Origin of the sequence: Streptomyces dysideae (assembly GCF_001514305.1) — a bacterium.
Taxonomy (GTDB): Bacteria; Actinomycetota; Actinomycetes; order Streptomycetales; family Streptomycetaceae; genus Streptomyces; species Streptomyces dysideae.
Genome location: NZ_KQ949084.1, coordinates 203,421 through 224,967 on the forward strand (window position 1 = coordinate 203,421; position 21,547 = coordinate 224,967).

At 69.4% G+C, this 21,547-nt stretch carries 19 protein-coding genes, 1 tRNA gene and 2 pseudogenes; 16 read left to right on the forward strand and 6 right to left on the reverse strand.

What is annotated here, in order from left to right; genetic code table 11:
• Positions 1–204 precede the first annotated feature (204 nt).
• From AQJ91_RS18600 to AQJ91_RS18620, 5 genes are all read left to right on the forward strand, one after another.
• Entirely contained in the window at positions 205–1,494 is a 1,290-nt protein-coding gene (locus AQJ91_RS18600; protein ID WP_159054603.1) for an FG-GAP repeat domain-containing protein, read from the forward strand.
• A 177-nt stretch (positions 1,495–1,671) separates the two neighbouring features.
• Positions 1,672–1,744 (forward strand) — tRNA-Lys (locus AQJ91_RS18605).
• Positions 1,745–2,351: 607 nt separating this feature from the next.
• Positions 2,352–2,555 carry a cold-shock protein gene (locus tag AQJ91_RS18610; protein WP_067022479.1) on the forward strand — a complete coding sequence of 68 codons (204 nt, stop codon included), beginning with the start codon at positions 2,352–2,354 and terminating at the stop codon, positions 2,553–2,555.
• A 238-nt stretch (positions 2,556–2,793) separates the two neighbouring features.
• Positions 2,794–4,290: a DEAD/DEAH box helicase gene (locus AQJ91_RS18615; RefSeq protein WP_067022481.1), complete on the forward strand. Its 1,497-nt coding sequence runs from the start codon at positions 2,794–2,796 to the stop codon at positions 4,288–4,290.
• 46 nt (positions 4,291–4,336) lie between these two features.
• Positions 4,337–4,741, forward strand: coding sequence for a CBS domain-containing protein (locus AQJ91_RS18620; protein ID WP_067022483.1), 405 nt, complete (start codon positions 4,337–4,339; stop codon positions 4,739–4,741).
• A 203-nt stretch (positions 4,742–4,944) separates the two neighbouring features.
• On the opposite strand, the gene AQJ91_RS18625 is transcribed toward AQJ91_RS18620, so the two are convergent.
• Entirely contained in the window at positions 4,945–5,304 is a 360-nt protein-coding gene (locus AQJ91_RS18625; protein WP_067022485.1) for a hypothetical protein, read from the reverse strand.
• A gap of 864 nt (positions 5,305–6,168) precedes the next feature.
• On the opposite strand from AQJ91_RS18625, the gene AQJ91_RS18630 reads away from it, so the two are divergent.
• Positions 6,169–6,507, forward strand: coding sequence for a MerR family transcriptional regulator (locus tag AQJ91_RS18630; protein ID WP_067022487.1), 339 nt, complete (start codon positions 6,169–6,171; stop codon positions 6,505–6,507).
• Between the two features lie 245 nt (positions 6,508–6,752).
• Positions 6,753–6,956 carry a cold-shock protein gene (locus AQJ91_RS18635; protein WP_067022489.1) on the forward strand — a complete coding sequence of 68 codons (204 nt, stop codon included), beginning with the start codon at positions 6,753–6,755 and terminating at the stop codon, positions 6,954–6,956.
• 198 nt (positions 6,957–7,154) lie between these two features.
• Here the strand turns inward: AQJ91_RS18635 and AQJ91_RS18640 are convergent, their stop codons facing one another.
• Positions 7,155–7,658, reverse strand: coding sequence for a radical SAM family protein (locus AQJ91_RS18640; RefSeq protein ID WP_234382495.1), 504 nt, complete (start codon positions 7,656–7,658; stop codon positions 7,155–7,157).
• Positions 7,659–7,728: 70 nt separating this feature from the next.
• Here AQJ91_RS18640 and AQJ91_RS18645 point away from each other — a divergent pair.
• Positions 7,729–7,860, forward strand: a pseudogene (locus AQJ91_RS18645) (PPOX class F420-dependent enzyme); the annotation flags it as partial.
• A gap of 84 nt (positions 7,861–7,944) precedes the next feature.
• Here the strand turns inward: AQJ91_RS18645 and AQJ91_RS18650 are convergent.
• Positions 7,945–8,454, reverse strand: coding sequence for a MarR family winged helix-turn-helix transcriptional regulator (locus AQJ91_RS18650; RefSeq protein WP_067022491.1), 510 nt, complete (start codon positions 8,452–8,454; stop codon positions 7,945–7,947).
• A 318-nt stretch (positions 8,455–8,772) separates the two neighbouring features.
• Here AQJ91_RS18650 and AQJ91_RS18655 point away from each other — a divergent pair, with 318 nt between their 5' ends.
• Positions 8,773–12,063, forward strand: coding sequence for a S8 family serine peptidase (locus AQJ91_RS18655; protein ID WP_067022623.1), 3,291 nt, complete (start codon positions 8,773–8,775; stop codon positions 12,061–12,063).
• Between the two features lie 275 nt (positions 12,064–12,338).
• Here the strand turns inward: AQJ91_RS18655 and AQJ91_RS18660 are convergent, their stop codons facing one another.
• Together AQJ91_RS18660 and AQJ91_RS18665 are read right to left on the reverse strand one after the other, a co-directional pair.
• Positions 12,339–12,980, reverse strand: a complete 642-nt coding sequence (locus AQJ91_RS18660; RefSeq protein WP_067022627.1) for a GTP cyclohydrolase II — start codon at positions 12,978–12,980, stop codon at positions 12,339–12,341.
• A 124-nt stretch (positions 12,981–13,104) separates the two neighbouring features.
• Positions 13,105–13,629: a MarR family winged helix-turn-helix transcriptional regulator gene (locus tag AQJ91_RS18665; protein WP_067022493.1), complete on the reverse strand. Its 525-nt coding sequence runs from the start codon at positions 13,627–13,629 to the stop codon at positions 13,105–13,107.
• Between the two features lie 72 nt (positions 13,630–13,701).
• Here AQJ91_RS18665 and AQJ91_RS18670 point away from each other — a divergent pair, with 72 nt between their 5' ends.
• From AQJ91_RS18670 to AQJ91_RS49585, 3 genes and pseudogenes are all read left to right on the forward strand, one after another.
• Positions 13,702–14,832, forward strand: a complete 1,131-nt coding sequence (locus AQJ91_RS18670; protein ID WP_067022495.1) for a dihydrofolate reductase family protein — start codon at positions 13,702–13,704, stop codon at positions 14,830–14,832.
• 218 nt (positions 14,833–15,050) lie between these two features.
• Positions 15,051–15,869, forward strand: coding sequence for a hypothetical protein (locus AQJ91_RS18675; RefSeq protein WP_067022497.1), 819 nt, complete (start codon positions 15,051–15,053; stop codon positions 15,867–15,869).
• Positions 15,870–16,018: 149 nt separating this feature from the next.
• A pseudogene (locus AQJ91_RS49585) lies at positions 16,019–16,213 on the forward strand (transposase); the annotation flags it as partial.
• On the opposite strand, the gene AQJ91_RS18680 reads toward AQJ91_RS49585, so the two are convergent.
• Entirely contained in the window at positions 16,214–17,149 is a 936-nt protein-coding gene (locus AQJ91_RS18680; RefSeq protein WP_067022499.1) for a LysR family transcriptional regulator, read from the reverse strand. It abuts the pseudogene before it with no gap.
• A gap of 119 nt (positions 17,150–17,268) precedes the next feature.
• Here AQJ91_RS18680 and AQJ91_RS18685 point away from each other — a divergent pair, with 119 nt between their 5' ends.
• From AQJ91_RS18685 to AQJ91_RS18700, 4 genes are all read left to right on the forward strand, one after another.
• Positions 17,269–18,279, forward strand: a complete 1,011-nt coding sequence (locus AQJ91_RS18685) for a fumarylacetoacetate hydrolase family protein (protein WP_067022501.1) — start codon at positions 17,269–17,271, stop codon at positions 18,277–18,279.
• Complete coding sequence (locus AQJ91_RS18690) at positions 18,276–19,262, forward strand: cyclase family protein (RefSeq protein WP_067022503.1); 987 nt, start codon at positions 18,276–18,278, stop codon at positions 19,260–19,262. The genes AQJ91_RS18685 and AQJ91_RS18690 overlap by 4 nt, the downstream gene beginning before the upstream one ends.
• A gap of 114 nt (positions 19,263–19,376) precedes the next feature.
• Positions 19,377–20,516 carry an FAD-dependent oxidoreductase gene (locus AQJ91_RS18695; RefSeq protein WP_067022505.1) on the forward strand — a complete coding sequence of 380 codons (1,140 nt, stop codon included), beginning with the start codon at positions 19,377–19,379 and terminating at the stop codon, positions 20,514–20,516.
• Complete coding sequence (locus AQJ91_RS18700) at positions 20,513–21,541, forward strand: amidohydrolase family protein (RefSeq protein WP_234382501.1); 1,029 nt, start codon at positions 20,513–20,515, stop codon at positions 21,539–21,541. Before AQJ91_RS18695 ends, AQJ91_RS18700 begins: the two co-directional genes overlap by 4 nt.
• Positions 21,542–21,547 lie beyond the last annotated feature (6 nt).

Here is a 21,547-nt window from a genome sequence, read left to right on the forward strand (position 1 = left end):
AGACAGCCAGACAGACAGGGCAGAGCGCCGTGGTCCCGATCTCCGGGGCCACGGCGCTCTGTCGTTCCGCCGGCCAGAAAACGCTCTCCTCGGTTCTGTGAAGTAGCTGTAAGATCAGCCGACTTCTGAGAGGGATGCGACGGCCGGGGCCGGGGTCATCTGTTGCAGCGCCCGCTTCCTCTCGTGTTTCGGGGGAGGAACGCCTTGGCTCGGCATGCCTTCGTACGTCACTCGCGCGCGAGACGCGCGGCTGTTGCCATAGCGGCTTCCGCGGCGCTCGCGGGCGGGCTGAGCCCGCTGCTGCCGGCCGCTTCGACGGTGGAGGCGGAGGCGCAGGAGACGGTGGTCCCGGCCGCGCTGCGGAGTACCAACCTGGGGGCGGCGCTTCACTACGCCGACACTCTCACGGGTACGGACGGGGCGGGCACCGAGGGAGTCTTCCACCGGCTGGAGGGCAACCCACATCTGCTGTGGACGCGGTACGCGGACGGCAAGTCCTTCGAGCAGCCGTTGCGGCTGCTGGGGCCGGCGCAGAGCGCGACGTACGTCGAGCCGCACGAGCTCGACACGACACCCGACACCCTCACCTCCGTGCTGCTGTCGAAGCCGTCCGCGGGCCGGGAGCTGACGCTGCGCCACCGGGCGACCGGCAAGGTCTACACCGACCGGGACGGCGCCTCCGCCCGCGGCGAGCTGAGCGTCGGATGGCACGGTGACGACCCCGACCCCACGAGGACCGGGGACGCGTTCCTGCCGAGCGGCTTCTACGACTGGACGCTGTCCGTAACCCCGGCGGACGGTGTCGGCGGGCCGCTGGAGGTGCGCGGCACGGTCCAGCTGCTGCACGGGGAACCCGTGCGCCACGACCACGTGGGCTCCGAGGGACTGCCTGACGGCACCGGCGATCTGCTCACCCTCAACTCCTCGGGCGCGCTGACCTTCCAGCAGGGCACGGGCAAGGGCACGTTCTCCGGGAAGGTCTTGGGCGGCGGGTGGTCGACGAAGGCGGTCGCGGTGCCCTTCGGGGGTCTGAACAACGACCGCTGCAACGATGTGCTGGTGCGGATGAGCGACGGTTCGCTGCGTGGCTACAAGCCCAAGTGGGGGCTGGCGCCGACGCCTTCGACGGCGTACACGAAGCTGGGCACCGGCTGGAACGCCTACAACGTCCGGACGCTGGCGGCGGGCAGGAAGATCCGCTCGGCGTGGTCCGGCTACACGAAGATCGTCGGTGCTGGGGACCTCAACGGCGACGGGCACGGGGACGTGTTCGCCCGTGACAGGGCCGGCACGCTGTGGCGCTACAACGGCCTGGGCAACGGGCTGCTGAAGGACCGGGTGAAGGTCGCCGCCAACTGGGGCGGGTCGTACAACGCCGTCGTCGGCGTCGGGGACATCACCGGCGACGGCAAGGCGGACCTCGTCTCCCGGGACACCAGCGGCAACGCTGGCGCAACAACGGTGACGGCAAGGGGTCGTTCGGTCCGCGGATGAAGATCGCGACCGGCTGGCAGGGCTACAAGGGCGTTTTCTGACCTCTCGAGCGGGGGCGCCCGAACCGGTTGATCCGTAACACTCCGGGCCCCTGCGTCACTCCGACGCGGCCGTGTCCCCGATACCCGATCGGAGACACGGCTGCGTCCGGCTATGCTCGGGGAGGCAACATCGCCTGGGCCCTTAGCTCAATTGGCAGAGCAGTGGACTTTTAATCCATTGGTTGTGGGTTCGAGTCCCACAGGGCCTACCGGCGCGGGGGAGGGGAAACCCCTTCTGACCTGCTGTGCAGCGCTCGATTCGGCTTCGGTCGGGTCGGGCGCTGTGGCGTTTTCGGGGCTCTGCGTGAGCGGATGTTCGGGGCGGTACGTCGGGTGAGGTCCCAGCGGCAGCTGATCGGCGGCGTCTGGGGGAGACACTCGGCGTACTGACTCCGACGCGGCCGGGGTCGGTGTCGGTGTCGGTGTCGGCGAGCTTGATCGCGCTCGGGTGGATCTGCGGATGGCCGGAGCCTACAAGCCGCGCTGGGCACTCCCCATGCTCGTCCCGATACTTTGCGCTGCGGGTGAATCAATATCTGTGGCCGTGAGCTGAGATTTTAACGGAACGCACGGACAGGTTATTTGCCGCAATAACCAGTAGAGGATTATTCAACGCACACAGGCTGTTGCGGTGTGCTACTGTCGATCTAAGTTGCAGTTGTGGTTCCCAAAACTTCAAGTGCTTCCCGGTCGGCTTAATGGGTCACTGGAAGTGCTTTTGTATTTCCGGTCTTTTCCGGGCGGGGCAATCATCGCGGCGACACGGAGTCTGCGCAGCGCGGATCCCGTATGCACTGCCCCCAAAGGAGATATGACATGGCTGCTGGTACCGTGAAGTGGTTCAACGCGGAAAAGGGTTTCGGCTTCATCGAGCAGGACGGTGGCGGCCCTGACGTGTTCGCCCATTACTCGAACATCGCCGCCCAGGGCTTCCGCGAGCTGCTCGAAGGCCAGAAGGTGAACTTCGACATCGCGCAGGGCCAGAAGGGCCCGACGGCCGAGAACATCGTTCTCGCCTGACGCTGACGCGTACTGAGTAGCCGGGGCCCGCATCCCGAGGGGTGTGGGCCCCGGCTACACGCATTTTTCGCCGGGTATTGCATCCACATCGCGTCATTTATTTCAGCGTCTGTGCCCGCGCGAATTTTCCGCCGGCCCAGATTCGCTTTCGCTTTCTATCGGCCCATTCTTGCGTTTCTCCGTGCCGCTCATTGCTGCGGAAATTCCTAGATGTGCGCCGCATCGAGGAAGGTTCTGCATGAACCGCACACGTACGAACGACCGCTTCGCCCGCGCCCGTAACGGCAGTGCCGCCTCCGGAAGGGGTGGCGGCCGATTCGGCTCGTCGGCCGCGAGCCGTTCCGGCGGGCCGAGCCGTTCGGGCGGTTACGGCCGCAGGCCCGCCGCGATCCAAGGGGAGTTCGCCCTTCCCAAGACGATCACCCCCGCGCTTCCCGCCGTGGAGGGCTTCGCCGACCTCGACATGCCTGGGGAACTGCTGGCCGCGCTCGGCTCGCAAGGCGTGACCGTACCCTTCCCGATCCAGGCCGCGACCCTGCCGAACTCCCTCGTCGGCCGGGACGTACTGGGCCGCGGGCGCACCGGCTCCGGCAAGACCCTCGCTTTCGGGCTCGCGCTGCTGGCCCGTACGGCCGGGCAGCGCGCCGACGCCAGGCAGCCGCTGGGGCTGATCCTCGTACCGACGCGTGAGCTGGCGCAGCAGGTCACCGACGCGCTCGCCCCGTACGCCCGCTCCGTGAAGCTGAGGCTGGCCACGGTGGTGGGCGGGATGTCGATCGGCAGGCAGGCCGGCGCGCTGCGAGGCGGCGCCGAGGTCGTCGTCGCCACTCCCGGACGACTCAAGGACCTCATCGACCGCGGCGACTGCCGGCTGAACCAGGTCTCCATCACCGTCCTCGACGAGGCCGACCAGATGGCCGACATGGGCTTCATGCCGCAGGTCACCGCCCTTCTCGACCAGGTCCGCCCCGAGGGCCAGCGCATGCTGTTCTCCGCCACCCTCGACCGCAACGTCGACCTGCTCGTGCGGCGATACCTCAGCGACCCCGTCGTGCACTCCGTCGATCCCTCGGCCGGCGCGGTCACGACGATGGAGCACCACGTACTGCATGTCCACGGTGCCGACAAGCACACGGCCACCACCGAGATCGCCGCACGCGACGGCCGCGTGATCATGTTCCTCGACACCAAGCACGCCGTCGACCGCCTCACCGAGCATCTCCTGAACAGCGGGGTACGGGCTGCCGCGCTGCATGGCGGGAAGTCGCAGCCGCAGCGCACCCGCACGCTGGCGCAGTTCAAGACCGGGCACGTCAACGTGCTGGTAGCGACCAATGTCGCGGCGCGCGGCATTCACGTCGACAACCTCGACCTCGTCGTCAACGTCGACCCGCCGACCGACCACAAGGACTACCTCCACCGCGGCGGCAGGACCGCCCGTGCCGGCGAGTCCGGCAGCGTCGTCACCCTGGTCACCCCGAACCAGCGCCGCGACATGACCCGCCTCATGGCAGCGGCCGGCATCGTTCCGCAGACCACTCAGGTCCGCGTCGGCGAAGAGGCCCTGCGCCGCATCACCGGCGCCCAGGCCCCCTCGGGCATCCCGGTCGTCATCACCGTGCCGGTGGCCGAACGCCCCAAGAAGCGCAGCGCCGCCTCACGCGGCCGACGCCGCCCCGCTTCGGCGGCCCGCCGTGCGCCCGCACGGCAGTCCACCGTCGGTGCGCCGGCATAGAACCTTCGTGATCAGGAAGCTGGTCCATCTCCGCTGGAGGCACCCTTTGACGCTGGTCCGGACGCAGACCCGCCCGGCAAGCCCCAACTCCGTGCACAGCACGGTGGTCGACGGCATGGACGCGGCCGGACCGCAGGTCTGGTACGACATGACCGTCGAGGTGGCGCTGTCCGTCATGGCCGCCGCCCGTACGGGGCATCTGGTCGTCTGCGACGAGGACGGCCTGTGCGTCGGCCTGGTCACCCGGGCCCGGCTCGCCGCCGTTCGGGACAGCTGCGGATACACGGACCGTATCCGCTTGAGTGACATCACCGACGGCAGCGGGCTCTTCGCCTCACCGCTGACCACGAGGGCCGAAGCCGAGGACGCGGTGCCCTACGGGCGGCTCGGGCGCCTGCCCCTGGTCGACGAACACGACAGCGCCCTGGGCGTCCTCGCCCTCTCCCGCTGAACCGCTTCCCCGTTCGACCTGACCAAGAGTGGCGTGGCCCGTTCAAGCGGGCTTCCGTGCTGCTCGGCACCCCCATGTCCGTCTGACCGACCGGACCGGCGCGAGCCGAACAGCAGTGAGGGTCCGACCCGGCGCGCGCCGGGTCGGACCCTCACTGCGTGCCGTGCCGTTCCCGGCGCGGCGGCGGGTCAGTGGTCAGTGGGTCAGTGGTCGGAGTAGCTGAAGTCGCCCACGGTCCAGGCGCTGACGTCCTCGATCGCAATGCGGTACATCCCGCCCGTCTCCGGGATCCCCACCGTGCCCTGCAGGATCCGGGCGACATGGAAGTGCAGATGTGTGGGCGGCCCGTCCTTCTCGGCGGGGGCGTCGAAGACGGCGGAGAACTCGCCCAGGTGGGCGGAATCCGTCAGCACCTCCGACACCCTCTGCCTCCACATGGCTTCGGGAGCCAGTCGACCGGTGATGACAGCGCCACCGGTGACCACGGTCAGGGACATCTGATTGCTCCGCCCGGACTCCACAAGGGCGGCGATGTCAACGATCAGCTCGTCAGGCTTCGGCATGGGACCGGATTCTATGCACCGGCCCGTCCGGGCGGCGGCTTGGGCGGTGGAACTACCGGGCAGGACGGGCGCACACGGTCTTGCCGCCGGGGGCCCGCCGGATGACCGCGATGCCGCGGGCCGAATCGCTGACCATGAGCCGACCGTCCCCCGGTGCCGAACGGCGGCTCCCGCAGGTCTTCGAGGAAGGCCCGTGCGGTGTCGCATGCGTCGTCAGCGACGACCGCGGTGGAACGGACGGTTGTGGGTCCCGTACGTCGCACCCGGGCTGCGGACTGTCCCAACATCCGCAGGCTGACGTAGGGGGATACCTCATCGCCGAGCACACCAAAATCTGTGCTTGCTGGAGTAGACATTGGGGACTCGGATCATTACTGTTTCTCTCGTAGCTGAGATCGAGCGAGGCCCGGCAGACACGAACTGCCGGGCAGTAGTACACGCAGGACGGTGCGGTGGTGGAGTTTCGAAGCCTGGTAGTTGCACGACGGCGACGGGACTGACGACCGGACCGGGTGGCCCGCAGTGATCAGGGGCCGCCGTGAGCAGGACCGCAGTTGACGCGGTGGCAGTACCAGCAGTTCGCAGTTCCCGTTCGGATTGATTCAGAGGGAAGAACGGAGGAGTCGAGCGCCATCAGGATCGCCCGGGCGGAAGACCTGAGCCCGGGTACCGCAGGACATCGATAGGTAGGTGGTCTCCGGTCATACATCCGCGATCCCCGCACCCCCGTCGGCGTATCGGGCGGCTGTGCGGAAACAGAAGGCCGGTGCAGCAGTAGGGCCGGCAGATGGTGTTTGCAGTTCCTTCGGGGCCTTGGTGCCGTACGGCACCAAGGCCCCTCTACGCGTTCCACAGAGAGGTGAGATGACAGCAGACGAGTCGCGAGGCCGTCTTGACGACGACGACTACCCCGCCTACACGATGGGCCGGGCCGCCGAACTGCTCGGTACCACTCCCGGCTTCCTCCGTGCCATCGGCGAAGCACGGCTGATCACACCACTGCGCTCCGAGGGCGGACACCGCCGCTACTCCCGTTACCAACTGCGCATCGCGGCCCGCGCGCGTGAGCTTGTCGACCGGGGCACCCCGATCGAAGCCGCATGCCGGATCATCATCCTCGAAGACCAGCTCGAAGAAGCCCAGCGCATCAACGCCGAATACCGCCGCGCCGACGGATCGTCCAATCCGTCGGCTGCGACCTGAGGAGAGCGTGCCCGCCAGTATCGGCGGGCCATCACCCGCACGCGTGGCTGGAATACGACGCGGGAGTTTTCTGTGGTGATGGCGTGTGCGGACGGGTAGCGTCTGTGTCAGTTGTCGTGGTTCGGAGTTCCCCTTGCCCACGCCTTTGGTGTGGGCGCTTTGCTGTGCTGTGCCGCAGGGACCAGGGCGATCAACTCCGTCTTCCCCATGGAGGGGGAGGCGTTCATCGACTGGGAGGCATGACTATGGCTTCGGGAACTGTGAAGTGGTTCAACGCGGAGAAGGGCTTCGGCTTCATCGCCCAGGACGGCGGCGGTCCGGACGTCTTCGCGCACTACTCGGCGATCAACTCCTCGGGCTTTCGTGAGCTCCAGGAGGGTCAGGCCGTGACGTTCGACGTCGTCCAGGGCCAGAAGGGCCCACAGGCGGAGAACATCACCACTGCCTGACCCTTTTCACCCGTCACGACGTGGGATCGCACGTCACGGCGAATGTGCTCTGACCTGGTGGTTCCGTGGGTTCGAGTCCCACAGGGCCTATGGTGCGGGTGACGAGGGTATCCCTCTGACTGCTACGCAGCGTCCGGGCCGGCTTCGGCCGGCCCGGACGCTGCTTCGTTTTTCGGGCCCGTGCGTGTGGCCGTGCGATCACGCCGGTCGCGTCGCCGTCCGCGGCAGTTTGTCGACGTCGTCGTGGTAGACGACCTCGTCGAAGCGCAGCCGCAGGCCGTGCCTGGCCAGGAGGGACGCGACGATGGCGTCCAACTGTTCGCGGTGTTCCTCGCTGCGGGCCTGGACATATGCCTCGCGTACCTCGGCGGGTTCGTCGGCGAGCACCTGGTCCATGCGTTCGCGGATGTAGCGCTTGAGGTTGATGTGCTCCATGAAGACTTCGCCGATGCCCGCCTCGACGAGCTGCCCGAAGAGGTGGTCCAGGAGTTCCGGCTGGGTGGCGAAGTGCGGCAGGAGCGGTCCGACGAAGGCGAAGGTGGGGATGCCGGCGCCGCGGAGTTCGGCGAGGGTGCGCAGACGGCGGGAGGCCAGCGGGGCGCGGACCTCCAGCCAGCGGCTGACCTTGTCGTCGGTGGTGGTGACGGTCATGCCGACCTCGGCCCGGGGCAGGCTGGTGAGCAGGTCGATGTCGCGGGTCACGACGGGTGACTTGGTCAGGATGCGGACCAGTCCGGGGTAACCGACCGCGTCGAGTTCTCGCAGGATTCCGGGACGCCTCGGCGCCCGCTACATGGGCACCGCCCGCACCGAGGAGTACGCCGCCCGCAACGGCGGCCCCGGAAACCTCCTCGTGCGCGCCCGCGTCGACAAGGTCATCGCCTTCGCCGGCATCGCCGACTGATCCACCACGGCTTTCCCCCGCAGCACGGTTCCGGGCCGGGGCGTCCCTCGACGCCCCGGCCCGGAACCGTGTTCCCTCACCCGCTCACGGCGCCGACCGACCGGACTCCTTCGGCCCCCGCATCGCCGGCGCCGGTCCCTGCCCGGCAGCCTTCCGCTCCTCATCCAGGGCACGCCCGGCGGCACGCATCGCAGCGAGAGCCTCGGTGACCTCGCGCACCGAGTCCTCAGGAATGACGGACCCGATCCGCAGCTCCAGCTCCTCCTCGAAGACCTTCATCGCCTCATCCACCACGTGCTGCCCCGCGGGCGTCAGTTCAACGACGGAAGAACGCCGGTCGTTCGGGTTGGGCCGCCGCGCACACCAGCCGTCTCTCTCCAGCCGGTCCACCACCTTGCTCGTGCCGCCCACCGTGATCCCGAACTCATCCGCGATGTCCTGGATCCGCGGTCCCTGCCGCCGCGCGACCAGATGCAGCACCTCGAAAGAGGTGAGCGGCAGGTCGAACTCGGCGCGCAGCCGGGCGTCGATGCCGCCCCACATCTGGATCTCCAGGCGGATCAGCTCCTGGTACAGCAGCTTCAGGTCGGCCATCAGTCATCTTCCGGAGAATTATCTTCCATGGGCACTTAATGGTACGCCCACCGTGCGTGAGGCCAGGCACCTTGAGATGCGAACGCGGCCCTCGTCTTCTGTCCCCTTGCTCTGCTCATCGTTTCGCGATAGTCCACACCCATAAGTCCCCTGTGACGCATGGCGGGTTCACGCCACTTTTGATCTGCGGTTGGGTAACTCTCAACAAAATAGGGCCCGTTGGGGAAAGCTTGGCGATCATCCGGGATCACATTCCGGACTGTGACGGTCGAAGGTGACCGAGTCGGCCGTCGCGCCTACGTACCTTCAGCACCAGGGATCACCCATGCCCCCCACCCTGCCCGGATATCGGGCTCAAGACGCGCCGCCCGTATCGCCGTGGCCGCCGGACTCGTCGCCGCGCTCTCCGCGGGCGGGTCCATACCCCTCGCCCTCGCGGCGGACCAGGGATCGGACACCCCCTCCTCCCCCTCCTCCATCTCCCCCAAGTCCGCGCACGACAAGCTCGGTTCGGACGACGCCGATCTGCTCGCCGAGGCCAAGGCCGGCCGCGAGAAGAACGTCACGATGATGATCGCGACCGCCCCGGGGCAGACCGAGAAGGTCGCCCAGCAGCTGGACGCGGTCAAGGGCGGCTCTGTCGGCCGTACCTACGACAAGCTCGGCTACGTCCGTGCCACCGTCCCGACCGGGAAGGCGGACTCTGCCATCGCCGCCGCCGTCAGGCTCTCCTCCGTGCACGGCATCGACCTGCGCGACGAGATACCCCTGGAGGAGCCGGGCGTCGAGACCGCCGGCGCCGGTTCCAAGGCGTCCGCGGGCACCTACCCCGCCCCCGACGAGAACACCCCCGCCAAGAACCCGTACAACCCCTCGGCCGAGACCGGCGCCGTCGACTTCGTGCAGCAGAACCCGAAGGCGGACGGGCGCGGTATCACCATCGGCGTCCTCGACTCCGGTGTCGACCTCGCCCACCCGGCGCTGCAGAAGACCACCACCGGCGAGCGGAAGATCGTCGACTGGGTCAGCTCCACCGACCCGGTCATCGACGGCGACAACACCTGGCGGGCGATGCTCACCTCCGTCTCCGGGCCCGCCTTCACCTACGGCGGCCAGAGCTGGAAGACCCCCGAGGGCGACTACCGGATCAACGTCTTCCGGGAGTCCGCCACCGTGGCCGGCCAGGCCAAGGGCGACGTCAACCGCGACGGGGACACCGGTGACGACTGGGGCGTGCTGTACGACGCCGCGGCCGGCACGGTCACCGTCGACGTGAACGACAACGGCGACTTCACCGACGACGAGCCGATGAAGCCGTACAAGGACGGGTACCAGATCGGGTACTTCGGGACCGACGACCCGTCCACCCAGGTCGCCGAGCGCCAGCCCTTCGTCGTGTCGATCCGCACGGACGTCCCGATGGACCCGCTGGGCGGCGACTGGGTCGGCAGGAAGTCCGACTTCGTCAACATCGGCGTCGTCACCATCGACCACGGCACGCACGTCGCCGGCATCACCGCCGCCAGCGGCCTGTTCGGCGGGAAGATGGACGGCGCCGCCCCGGGCGCGAAGATCGTGTCGTCCCGGGCCTGCAACACCGCCACCAGCTGCACCAACGTCGGACTCACCGAGGGCATGATCGACCTCGTCGTGAACCGCGGTGTCGACGTCGTCAACATGTCGATCGGCGGCCTCCCGGGCCTGAACGACGGCAACAACGCCACCGTCGAGCTCTACAACCGCCTCATCGACACCTACGGCGTCCAGCTGGTCCTCTCCGCCGGCAACTCCGGCCCCGGCGCCAACACCATCGGCGACCCGGGCCTGGCCGACAAGGTCGTCTCGGTCGGCGCGGCTGTCTCCAAGGAGACCTGGGCCGCCAACTACGGCGCGGAGGTGGAGAAGAAGTACGGCCTGTTCAACTTCTCCTCGCGCGGCCCGCGTGAGGACGGCGGCTTCACCCCGACCGTCATCGCGCCCGGCTCCTCGGTCAACACGATCCCGACCTGGCTGTTCGGCGAGCGTCCGATCGCCGAGGCGGGCTACAAGCTGCCGGCCGGCTACGCCATGTACAACGGCACCTCGATGGCCGCCCCGCAGACCGCGGGTGCGAGCGCGCTGCTGCTGAGCGCCGCGAAGCAGAAGGGCATCGACCTGACGCCCGCGAAGCTGCGCGCCGCGCTGACCACAACCGCCCGCCATGTCGAGGGACTTCAGGCGTACGAGGAGGGCTCCGGCCTCATCGACGTCAGCGCCGCGTGGAAGGCCGTCCAGGCCGGTGCGAGCGCCCACGACTACGCCGTCAAGGCGCCCGTCCACACCGTGCTCGACCAGTTCCTGAAGACGCCGGGCTTCGGCACCGGCCTCTACGACCGTGAGGGCGGCCTGAAGGCCGGGCAGAAGAAGACGTACGACGTCACCATCACCCGTACGTCGGGCCCCGAGGGGTCGGTGCCGCACGTGTTGAGCCTGAAGAACAACAAGGCCCGCACCTTCTCGATCGTCGGCCCGACCCGGGTGAACCTGCCGCTGAACCAGCCGGTCACCGTCAAGGTGCGGGCCGAGGCCAAGCACGCGGGCATCAAGAGCGCGATCCTGGTCGCCGACGACCCGAAGACCCTGGGCGTCGACGAGCAGATCATGGCGACGGTCGTGGTCACCACGCCGGCTCCGCTCACCTTCGCGGCCTCGGGTTCGGTGCAGCGCAACGGCTACAAGTCGTACTTCGTGACCGTCCCCGAGGGCGCCAAGACCCTGGAGGTCGCGCTCGGTGGACTGGCGCAGGGCAGCAGGGCGACCATCACGGCCCTCCACCCGTACGGCCTTCCCCGCGCCGACGACGGCCCCGACGACGCCAACAAGACGCCCGGCGTGGCCGCGTACGCGGACCCGCTGCCCGGTGTCTGGGAGATCGTCGTCCAGGGGTCCCGTCTCACGCAGCTGCTCGACAACCCGTACAAGGTGGACGTCACCGTGCTCGGCGCGGCCTTCGACCCGGAGGCCGTGACGATTCCCGAGGCCAAGGTCGGCACGCCGGTCGCCGCGTCCTGGAAGGTGACCAACCAGTTCGCGGCCGTGGACGGCAAGCTGGCGGGCGGCGCGCTCGGCTCCTCGAAGACCACGCGGCCGGCCATCAAGCAGGACGAGACGCGGACGACCACGATCGAGGTGCCCGAGGGCGCCACGTCGCTGGACGTCGCCATCGGCGGAGTCACGGACCAGGCCACCGACCTCGACCTGGTGGTGTACGACGCCAAAGGCGCCGTCGCCGGGCAGTCCGCGGACGCCGACTCCGAGGAGTCCGTGTCCCTGGCCAACCCGGCCGCCGGGACGTACACCGTCGAGGTGTTCGGCTTCGGGGTGCCGTCGGGCTCGGTCGAGTACGACTACCGGGATGTGTTCTTCGCCCCCGCGCTCGGCTCGGTCACCGTCGACGAGCCGGCGCCGGTGAAGCTCGGCACGGGCGCCTCCACCACCGTCTCCGCCCAGGCCACGGCCGCGTTGAACGTCACCGAGGGCCGGGAACTCGTCGGTGAGGCCCGCCTGGTGAACGCGCGCGGGACGTCCGTGGGCGTCGGCGTGCTGGAGATCGAGAAGGTCGCGCAGTAGGGCCAAGCCTCACAAGGGGGTTGGGGCGGGCGTCCGGCAACGGACGCCCGCCCCTTCCGCGTTCACAAGGCCGACCGGAAGGCCATACGGCCCAGATGAAAGGGGACAGTTGCCATGGCGGGATACACCTCCACGAGAGCGGCCGAACCGGCGGAAGGAATCAGGAAGGAGAAGAAACGGGAGACGTAAGGTCTCGCCCTTCACGATTCCGTCCGGCGGCGGCCGCCACGAGGGAGTGGGTTCCCGAGTGGAGGTGTAGCCCGCTACACCTCCGGTTATCCGACGCTGAGGCCGGCGAGGTCGCCCAGGGGCAGGGTGTGCTGGGTCTGGAGCACCTTGGCGCGCAGGTAGCGGACGTTGTCCGGGGTGGCGAAGACACCGGTCGGGATCCGGTCCCGCACCTCGATGCCGAGGTCGCGCAACTGGCCCGCCTTGTCGGGGTTGTTGGAGAGCAGGTCCAGCTCGCCGATGCCGAGGGCGCGCAGCATCTGGGCGGCGGCGGTGTAGTCGCGTGCGTCCTCGGGGAGGCCGAGGGCGGCGTTGGCGGCGTATGTGTCGAGGCCCTGGTCCTGGAGGGCGTACGCGTCGAGCTTGTTGTAGAGGCCGATGCCCCGCCCCTCCTGCCGGAGGTACAGCAGCACGCCGCCGCGTTCGGCGATGCGCTCGACGGCCTCGCGCAGCTGGGGGCCGCAGTCGCAGCGGGCCGAGCCGAAGACGTCACCGGTGAGGCACTCGGAGTGCATCCGGACCAGCGGGGTGGTGCCGGGGGCCGGGTCGCCGAGGACGACGGCCACGTGCTCCTGGCCGTCGGTGAGGCCGTGGAAGGTGACGAGTTCGGTGTCGACGCTGTAGCCGTCGTGGAAGCGCAGCGGGACCCGGACGCGGGAGCGCTGCGTGGCGGCGGGGAAGTCGGTCATGCGGGTCTCCGGGTCTTCGGGTGCCATACCTATCTGCTTCAGATTTGAAGCAGATCCTTCGGTCGGACCCTACCCCATGCTTGAATTTTGAAGCAACAGCTTTGCGACTCGGGTCACGTGCAGGTCAGGTACAGCCGCTGACGGACGGCTGGGACGCGCGCCGCCGCCACGGAACCTCGTCGGCCGCGGCCCGCTCATCCCCCTGCAGACCCCGGGCGATCTCCGAGCAGATCGCCTCCAGCTGCTCCACCTGCTCCTCGCTGAGCTGGTCGAACAGCGAGGCGCGCACGGTATCGACATGACCGGGCGCCGCCCGCTCCAGCGTGGCCATCCCCTCGTCCGTGAGGATGGCGAGGCTGCCCCGCTTGTCGTACTGGCAGGCCTCGCGCCGCACCATGCCGTCCTTCTCCAGCCGGGCCACGGCGTACGTCAGCCGGCTGCGCGTGATCTTCAGGACCTCGGCGAGATCGGTCATGCGCAGGCGCCGCTCCGGGGCCTCGGAGAGCATGGCCAGGACGGAGTAGTACAGGTGCGGCATCCCGGCGTCCTGCTGGAGCTGCCGGTCGATCGCGTCCTCGACGAGGGAGGTCGCGGCCACGTACGCGCGCCAGGCGCGTTGCTCCTTGGGGGTGAGCCAGCGAGTCGTCATGCACCCAGTGTAGTTTTGTTTCAAACTTGAACCAAGCCCGCCGTGTCAGCCAATCATCCGGAGACCGCGCCGATGCCGTACCCCTACGTCCTGCTGTCCGCAGCCGTCTCCCTGGACGGCTACCTGGACGACACCACCCCCGAGCGCCTGCTCCTCTCCAGCCCCGCCGACTTCGACCGGGTCGACGAGGTACGGGCGTCCGTCGACGCGATCCTGATCGGCGCCGGTACGATCCGCGCCGACAACCCCCGCCTGCTGGTGAACTCACCGGAACGGCGGGCCGCGCGAGTGGCGGCAGGCAAGCCGGAGTACCCCCTGAAGGTCACGGTCAGCGCGACGGGCGAGCTGGACCCGGAGGCCCGGTTCTGGCACACCGGCGGCGCGAAGGTCGTCTACACGACGGACCGGGGCGCCGAGCGGCTGCGGCGGACGCCGGTCGACGCGGACGTGGTCGCACTGGGCGCGGACCTGGACTGGCGGCGCCTGCTGTCGGACCTGGCCGAGGCACGCGGGGTGGAACGCCTGATGGTGGAAGGCGGAGGACGGATCCACACCCAGCTGCTCCAGCAGGGCCTGGCGGACGAACTGCAGCTGGTGCTGGCGCCGCTGTTCGTGGGGGACGGGAAGGCGCCTCGGCTGTTCGGGCCCGGCGGCTACCAGGGCGGCCGGCTGCGGCTGCTGGAGACGCGGCGGATCGAGGACGTCGTGCTGATGCGCTACCAGCCGACGGCGCCGGGCGAGGGGGGCCTGGTCTCCGCCGCGGACCGGCACTGGCTGGCGCTCGCGTGTGAACTGGCGGAACTGTGCCCGCCGTCGCGCACGGCGTTCAGCGTCGGGGCGGTGGTGGTGGCGGCCGACGGGACGGAGCTGGCCCGCGGCTACTCCCGGGAGGGCGACGACCTCGTGACGCACGCGGAGGAGGCGGCACTGGCGAAGATCGACGCGGGGGATCCGCGGCTGGCGTCGGCGACGGTGTACAGCAGCCTGGAGCCGTGCGCGCGACGGGCGTCCCGGCCGGCGCCGTGTGCGCGGCTGATCGTGGAGGCGGGGGTGCGGAGGGTGGTGACGGCTTGGCGGGAGCCGGACACGTTCGTGGAAGGGGCCGATGGCGCTGGGCTGTTGGTGGGGCAGGGGGTCGATGTGGTGGTGCTGCCGGAGTACGAGGGGCGGGCGAAGGCGCCCAACGCCCATCTGTTGGGCTGACGTCCAGGGACGCCCATGAATATCCGGACATGACGGAGATTGACGTCTGATTGTGGCCCGGCCGGTCCGCTCATTACGGTGTGCCCCCTTCAACCCGGGCGTGCAGTAGCCACCATCACGCTCGCGGAACCGTGCTGCGCTCCCGCCTACCTGCCGGACCCGCACTGTGGCTCAATATCTCCCACCGCGAACACACGCGCCGAGGGAGAGGAGGCCCGGTGACCAGGAGCAGGAGAGCGGAGGTGCGGCGGCGTCGGCGTGCGTCGTGGCGCCGGGCCCTGGGGATGTGCGTGGTGCCGTTGGCCGTCCTGGCCGGCGTGGCAGGCGTTGCCGCCCTGGCCACGGTGCCGGACTTGGTGGACGAGGTGCGGGCCTTCCGTGCCGCCCGGCCGTGCGTCCTCCCGGCGTCCGCCCCGGCCGACTGCCTGCACACGTACCCCGCGACGGTGCGGGGGAAGGTGATCGAGAACGAGGGCCGCAGCCAGCTGTATCTGCTCAAGCTCGACGGCCCGCCCCCGGTCCCCGCGGAACTCGACATGGGCGACGAGGAGCCGTTGCTGACGCGGCTGCACAAGGGCGACCACGTCACGGTGACCGTGTGGCGCGATTACACGACCGCCGTCACCAAGGACGGGGCCACCCAGGAGTCCGGCGACACCCCGGACGGCCTGCCCGAGATCCAGACCGCCGCCGGGCTCGACCTGCTGGCCGTCGGAGGCTACGGCGGCTACGCGGGAGTCATGGCGGTACGTCACGCACGGCAGCGGTCGCTGCCCCGCTCGGTGGCCATGTGGGGGCGTTGGACCATGGGCGCCGTGCTGGCCTCCGTGCCGGCGGGCATCGTCGGCTACGAAACGGGCACCGGCCCGGTGGTCGTGACGCTGCTGTGGCTGGTGCTGCTGCCCGTGGTCTGGCTCGTCGTCGAGCACCAGGAGCGGCGCAGGCCCCGGCGGAGCCACCGCAAGCCCGGCCCGCCCCCGCCCAGGACCGCCGACAGGGGCACCTGGCTCCGCTACCTCCAGGGACACGACGCCTGATCGGCCCGAATGTGGGACAGAAACAGCGCTGAAGCGCGGCCGATGTAGGTTGAGCCGCTCCGTTAGCAGTGAGTCCTGGTGGACCTCCGGATTCCATGTTGCGTTAGCAGCGGACTGATCGGCTGATCTTTAGCAATCGTGTGGCCCGCAGGCCGCTCGACGCCGGGCCATATGCGTTCGTCTGGGTGGACGCGCTGGCCCAGAAGGTCCGCGAGGGCGGCCGCATCATCAACGTCCACGCCCTGATCGCGGTCGGCGTCAACGCCGACGGCCACCGCGAGATCCGCGGCATCGGCGTCGCCACCGCCAAGGACGGCGCCGACTGGCTCGCCTTCCTACGCTCATCATTTCGGCGGACGGGAGGTCGTAGGCCGACCGGCCTCCATCATCTCGGCGACCCGAGCCGTCGTCTCCCGCAGCCACATGTGCGCCGCGTCGTGCATGTGGACCGGATGCCACCACAACGCCTGCTGGATCGGCACGGCGTCATAGGGCGGTTCCATGATGCGGACGGGTGCGACTCCGTCCAGCTCGTCGGCGAGACGCCTCTGAAGGAGAGCTACCCGGCGCGTGCCTGCGACCAAAAGTGGCATCAGCTGGAAACTGTCGACGGAGACCGCCACGCGCGGCTCGATGCCGAGCATGGCAATCTGGCGGGCGGCGGGGGCATCGTAGGCTCGTTGGTACGTCACCCACGGCAGCCGGGCCAGGTCGTCGAGGGTGAGCTGCTCGCCGACCTCGGGGTTGTCGTCCGCGACGAGGAAGACCCAGCTGTCCTGGTAGAGCTCGACCATGGGGAAGCCTCGAATGATGCCGTGGGGCAGCAGTAGCCCGTCCACGGTGCTGAGCAGCGACCCGGTGTCGTCGATGATTTCGTTCGGTACCTGTTTGAACCTGAGCCGGATTCCTGGTGCCTCGGCTTGGACGGTGCGGGCGAGTTCGGTGCCGAATACGGCAACCGCGTAGTCCGAGGCGATCAGCGTGAACTCATGTTCCTCGCGGGAGGGGTCGAATTCGGCCTGACTGGCGAAGACGCGCTCCAGCAGGTCGCATGCGGTGGCGGTCCGGTCGAGGAGGGCCCGCCCGAGGGCGGTCAGTTCGTACCCTCCGCCCACCCGGGCGAGCAGGTCGTCGTCGAAGTGGCGGCGCAGCCGGGCCAGGGCCGCGCTCATCGCGGGCTGACTGAGCCCGATGCGCTGGCCGGCCCTGGTGACGTTGCGCTCCTGCAGGAGGGCGCGCAGGGCAACGACGAGGTTGAGGTCCAGGCTGGCCAAGTTCACGAAGCATCCCAATTCCGGAGCCGACATCAGTATTCACCGGCTGGATTCTTATATAGATGAAATCGATTTCCCTGATTGCAATCTACGGGCCAGATTAGTGGGACCGCAATCGGGAGGACATCTCCGTGAAATCCGCAGCCGCGTCGGCACCATTCGCACCCTTCTCGGGCCCTTTCGCCATCGGCACTCTCTCCGCCTCGGGCGGAGCCGCGTTCCCCGGCCTCGTGGCGCCGGACGGCCGGGGGCTCGACCTGCGCACGGCACTGGGTGAACCCGCGCTGACGACCCTTGCGCTCCTGGAGCGCTGGGACGAGACGTTGCCCCGCCTGCACGCTCTCGCGGCGGATCGGGCCGGCGCGTGGCTGTCGCTCGATGACCTGCGGGTGCACGCGCCCGTCGAGCCCCGGCAGATCTTCCAGTCGGGCGCCAACTACCGGCAGCACGTGATCGACCTGGCGGTCGCACACCGCGCCCCGGACGACCCGCGCACCGTCGAGGAGGCCCGCGCCGAGGTCGCGGCGGTCATGGACAAGCGGGCCGCCGAGGACCTCCCGTACGTCTTCATCGGCCTGCCGACCACGATCAGCGGTCCCTACGACGACGTGGTGCTGCCCGCCCGGGCCGAGAAGCCCGACTGGGAGCTGGAACTGGCCGCGGTGATCTCCCGCCCCGCCTACCGGGTCACCGTGGAGGAGGCGCTGGAGTACGTCGCGGGCTACACCATCGCCAACGACCTGACCGACCGCGCGACCGTCTTCCGCCGGGACATGCCTCCGATCGGCACCGACTGGCTGCGCAGCAAGAACGCCCCCGGCTTCACCCCGCTCGGCCCGTGGATCGTCCCCGCCGGCTCCATCGCCGACCCGTCCGACCTGCAGGTCACCCTGAAACTCAACGGCGAGACCATGCAGGACGAGTCCACCAACGACATGATCTTCGGCGTCGCACGGTTGATCTCGTACATCTCCCAGACCGCCCGACTGCTCCCCGGCGACCTGGTTCTGACCGGCAGCCCGGCCGGCAACGGCATTCACTGGGGCCGGCTGCTGCGCGACGGCGACGTGATGGACGGCTCGGTCACCGGGCTCGGCGCCCAGCGCACCCGCTGTGTCGCGGAGGAGGCCCGATGAGCGCCGATCACATCGGCCGTACGGATATCGATCGTACGGATCCCGAGGCGGCGATCGCCGAGGCCGCCAAGGCGTACTCGAACTGGGGCCGCTGGGGCGAGGACGACGTGCTCGGCACGCTCAACTTCCTCGACGAGGCCAAGCGCCGCGAGGGCGCGGCCCTGATCCGCGACGGCGTCAGCTTCTCCTTGTCACAGGCCTTCGACATGGACGGCCCGCAGAAAGGCTGGCGGCGGCGTACGAACCCGGTGCACACGATGCTCGCCACCGGCACCGACGCCGCTCTGGGCGGCCAGGGCTTCCCGCACGGTTTCGGTGGCGCCGACGACGTGATCGCCATGCCCCTGCAGTGCTCCACCCAATGGGACGGGCTCGGGCACATCTTCGATCACGGCAAGGCGTGGAACGGCCGTCCGGCGGAGAAGGTCGTCACCTGCGAAGGCGACCTGGTCACCGGTATCGAGCACATGGCTTCGCACGTCGCCGGGCGGGGCGTCCTCCTTGATGTGGGCTTGGTCATCGGCCAGGACGGCGAACTGCCCGACGGCTTCGCCATCACCGAGGAGCACCTGACCGAAACCGCCGCCTCGCACGGCGTGACCGTCGGTCGTGGCGACCTGGTCCTCGTGCGCACCGGGCGGCTGGCCCGCGCCCGCCACGAAGGCTGGGGCGACTACGCGGGCGGGCCGGCGCCGGGGCTGAGCTTCAGCACGGCCGGCTGGCTGCACCGGAGCGAGATCGCCGGGATCGCCACCGACACCTGGGGCTTCGAGGTGCGGCCCAACGAGTTCGACCACGCCTTCCAGCCGCTGCACCAGGTCGCCATCCCCCACATCGGTCTGCTCATCGGTGAGATGTGGGACCTCGACGCCCTCGCCGCACATTGCGCCGCCGACGGCCGGTACGAGTTCTGGCTCACCGCCGCGCCACTGCCCATCACCGGTTCCGTCGGCTCACCGGTGAATCCCATCGCCGTCAAGTAACGCCCTGGACGGCCGGGCGAGCCGCGCCCGGACGGCTACGCCACCCTCGCCCGCCCGGCCCGCAACACCCCCTCTGCCGCTCGAAGTCGCGTGGCACCATCTCAGGGAGAACCCATGAACGACCCTCGTCCCCGCACCGTCCTCGTCATAGGCGGCGGCGCGTCCGGCAACGCCGTGACCGTGCTGCTGCGGCGGGCGGGCATCGCCGTGGAACTGATCGAGGCCAAACCCGACTGGAACGTGCTCGGCTCCGGCATCACCCTCCAGGGCAACGCGCTGCGCGTGCTGCGCGAAGTGGGCGTATGGGACAAGGTCCGGGAGAGCGGCTACGCCGTCGACGCCGTCGGCCTGGCCGCGCCCGACGGGACCGTGTTCCATGTCCAGCAGGACATCCGCACCGGTGGGGACGACCTGCCCCCGATCTTCGGCATGCAGCGGCCCCGGCTCCAGGAGATTCTGTGTGAGGCCGTCGTCGAGAGTGACGCGACGGTACGCCTGGGCACCACCGCCGAGGAACTGGTCCAGGACGCGTCCGGCGTCACCGCCCGGTTCAGCGACGGCACCGAGGGCCGCTACGACCTGGTCATCGCCGCCGACGGCGTCGGCTCCCACACGCGCGCGATGATCGGCATCAGCGACAAACCCGAACCGACCGGCATGGCCATCTGGCGCGTCCCCGTGCCCCGCCCCGAGGGCGTGGAGCGCATGCAGCTGTCCTACGGCGGACCCTGCTATATCGCCGGCTACTGCCCCACCAGCAAGAACACCATCTACGCCTACCTCGTCGAGGCCAACCGCGACCGCGCCTCCATCGACCCGGCCTCGTACGCGGACGAGATGCGCCGCCTGGCCGCGCCCTACGGGGGTGCGTGGCCGGAGATCGCCGCGAGCATCACCGACCCCGCCAAGGTCAACTACACCTGGTTCGACCGGCTGCTCGTCGAGGGTTCCTGGCACCGCGGCAGGGTCGTCCTGATCGGTGACGCGGCCCACGTCTGTCCCCCCACGATCGCCCAGGGCGCGGCCATGTCGCTGGAGGACGCCTCCGTACTGGCCGAGATGCTGAGCGAGGAGCAGGACTGGAGTTCCCTCGACGCCCTGCTGACCGACTTCTACGAACGCCGGATCAACCGTGTCCGCATGGTGGTCGAAGCATCCGTGCAACTCGGTCAGTGGCAGATGGACGGCGCCCGTGACGCCGACGCACCCGGTCTGATGAGCCGCACGATGTCCGCCCTGCAGGAGACCCCGTGAACCCCGTGAGCTCCCAGAACGGCGCACCCACGATCGACGTCCACGCGCACGTCCTGCTCCCTCAGGTCGAGGACGCCGTCGCCGGACACCCCGGGCTGGCCGCGGCCCGCGATCTCGACGCCCGCCGCAACGGTCCCGAGGCCATCGCCGTCAGCGGCCCGATGTTCCGCGACCGCTTCCCGAAACTGACCGACGTCAAGGCCCGGCTCGCCGCGATGGACGCCTCCGGGGTCGACGTCCAGATGGTCTCGCCCTCTCCCTCGCACTACCACTACTGGGCCGACGAGGACCTGGCCCGTACGGTGTGGGAACTGGCCAACGAGGGCACCGCCGCGCACGTGGCCCAGGCCCCGCAGCGGCTGCACGGCCTCGGCCTCGTCCCGCTCCAGCACCCGGCCCTCGCCGTCGAAGCCCTCGAACACGCCCTTGGCCTGGGCCTGCGCGGTGTCGAGATCTCCAGCCACGCACCGGGACGCGAACTGTCGGACCCCGCATACGAACCGTTCTGGACACGGGCCGAGGAAACCGGCGCGATCCTCTTCCTGCACCCCTTCGGCTGCACGCTCGACGAACGCCTCAACCGGTGGTACCTGTCCAACACCGTCGGCCAACCGACCGAGAACGCCGTCGCCCTGTCCCATCTGATCTTCTCCGGAGTCCTGGACCGGCACCCGGGGTTGCGCATCGTCGCCGCCCACGGCGGCGGCTATCTGCCCACCCACATCGGCCGCTCCGACCACGCCTGGCTCGCCCGCACCGACACCCGCGGCTGCGCGCACCCGCCCAGCAGCTACCTCAAGCAGCTGTACTTCGACTCCCTCGTCCACGACCCGGACGTCCTGCGCGAGCTGATCCGGGTGGCCGGCCCCGACCGGGTACTGCTCGGCTCCGACTTCCCCTTCGACATGGGCACCGACGACCCGCTCGGTGCTCTGCGCGACGTCACGGACCTGCCCGCCCCCGACTTCCACGCCGTACGCGGCGGCAACGCGGCAGCGCTGCTCCGCCTTGTCGGAACCGTCTGAACCTCA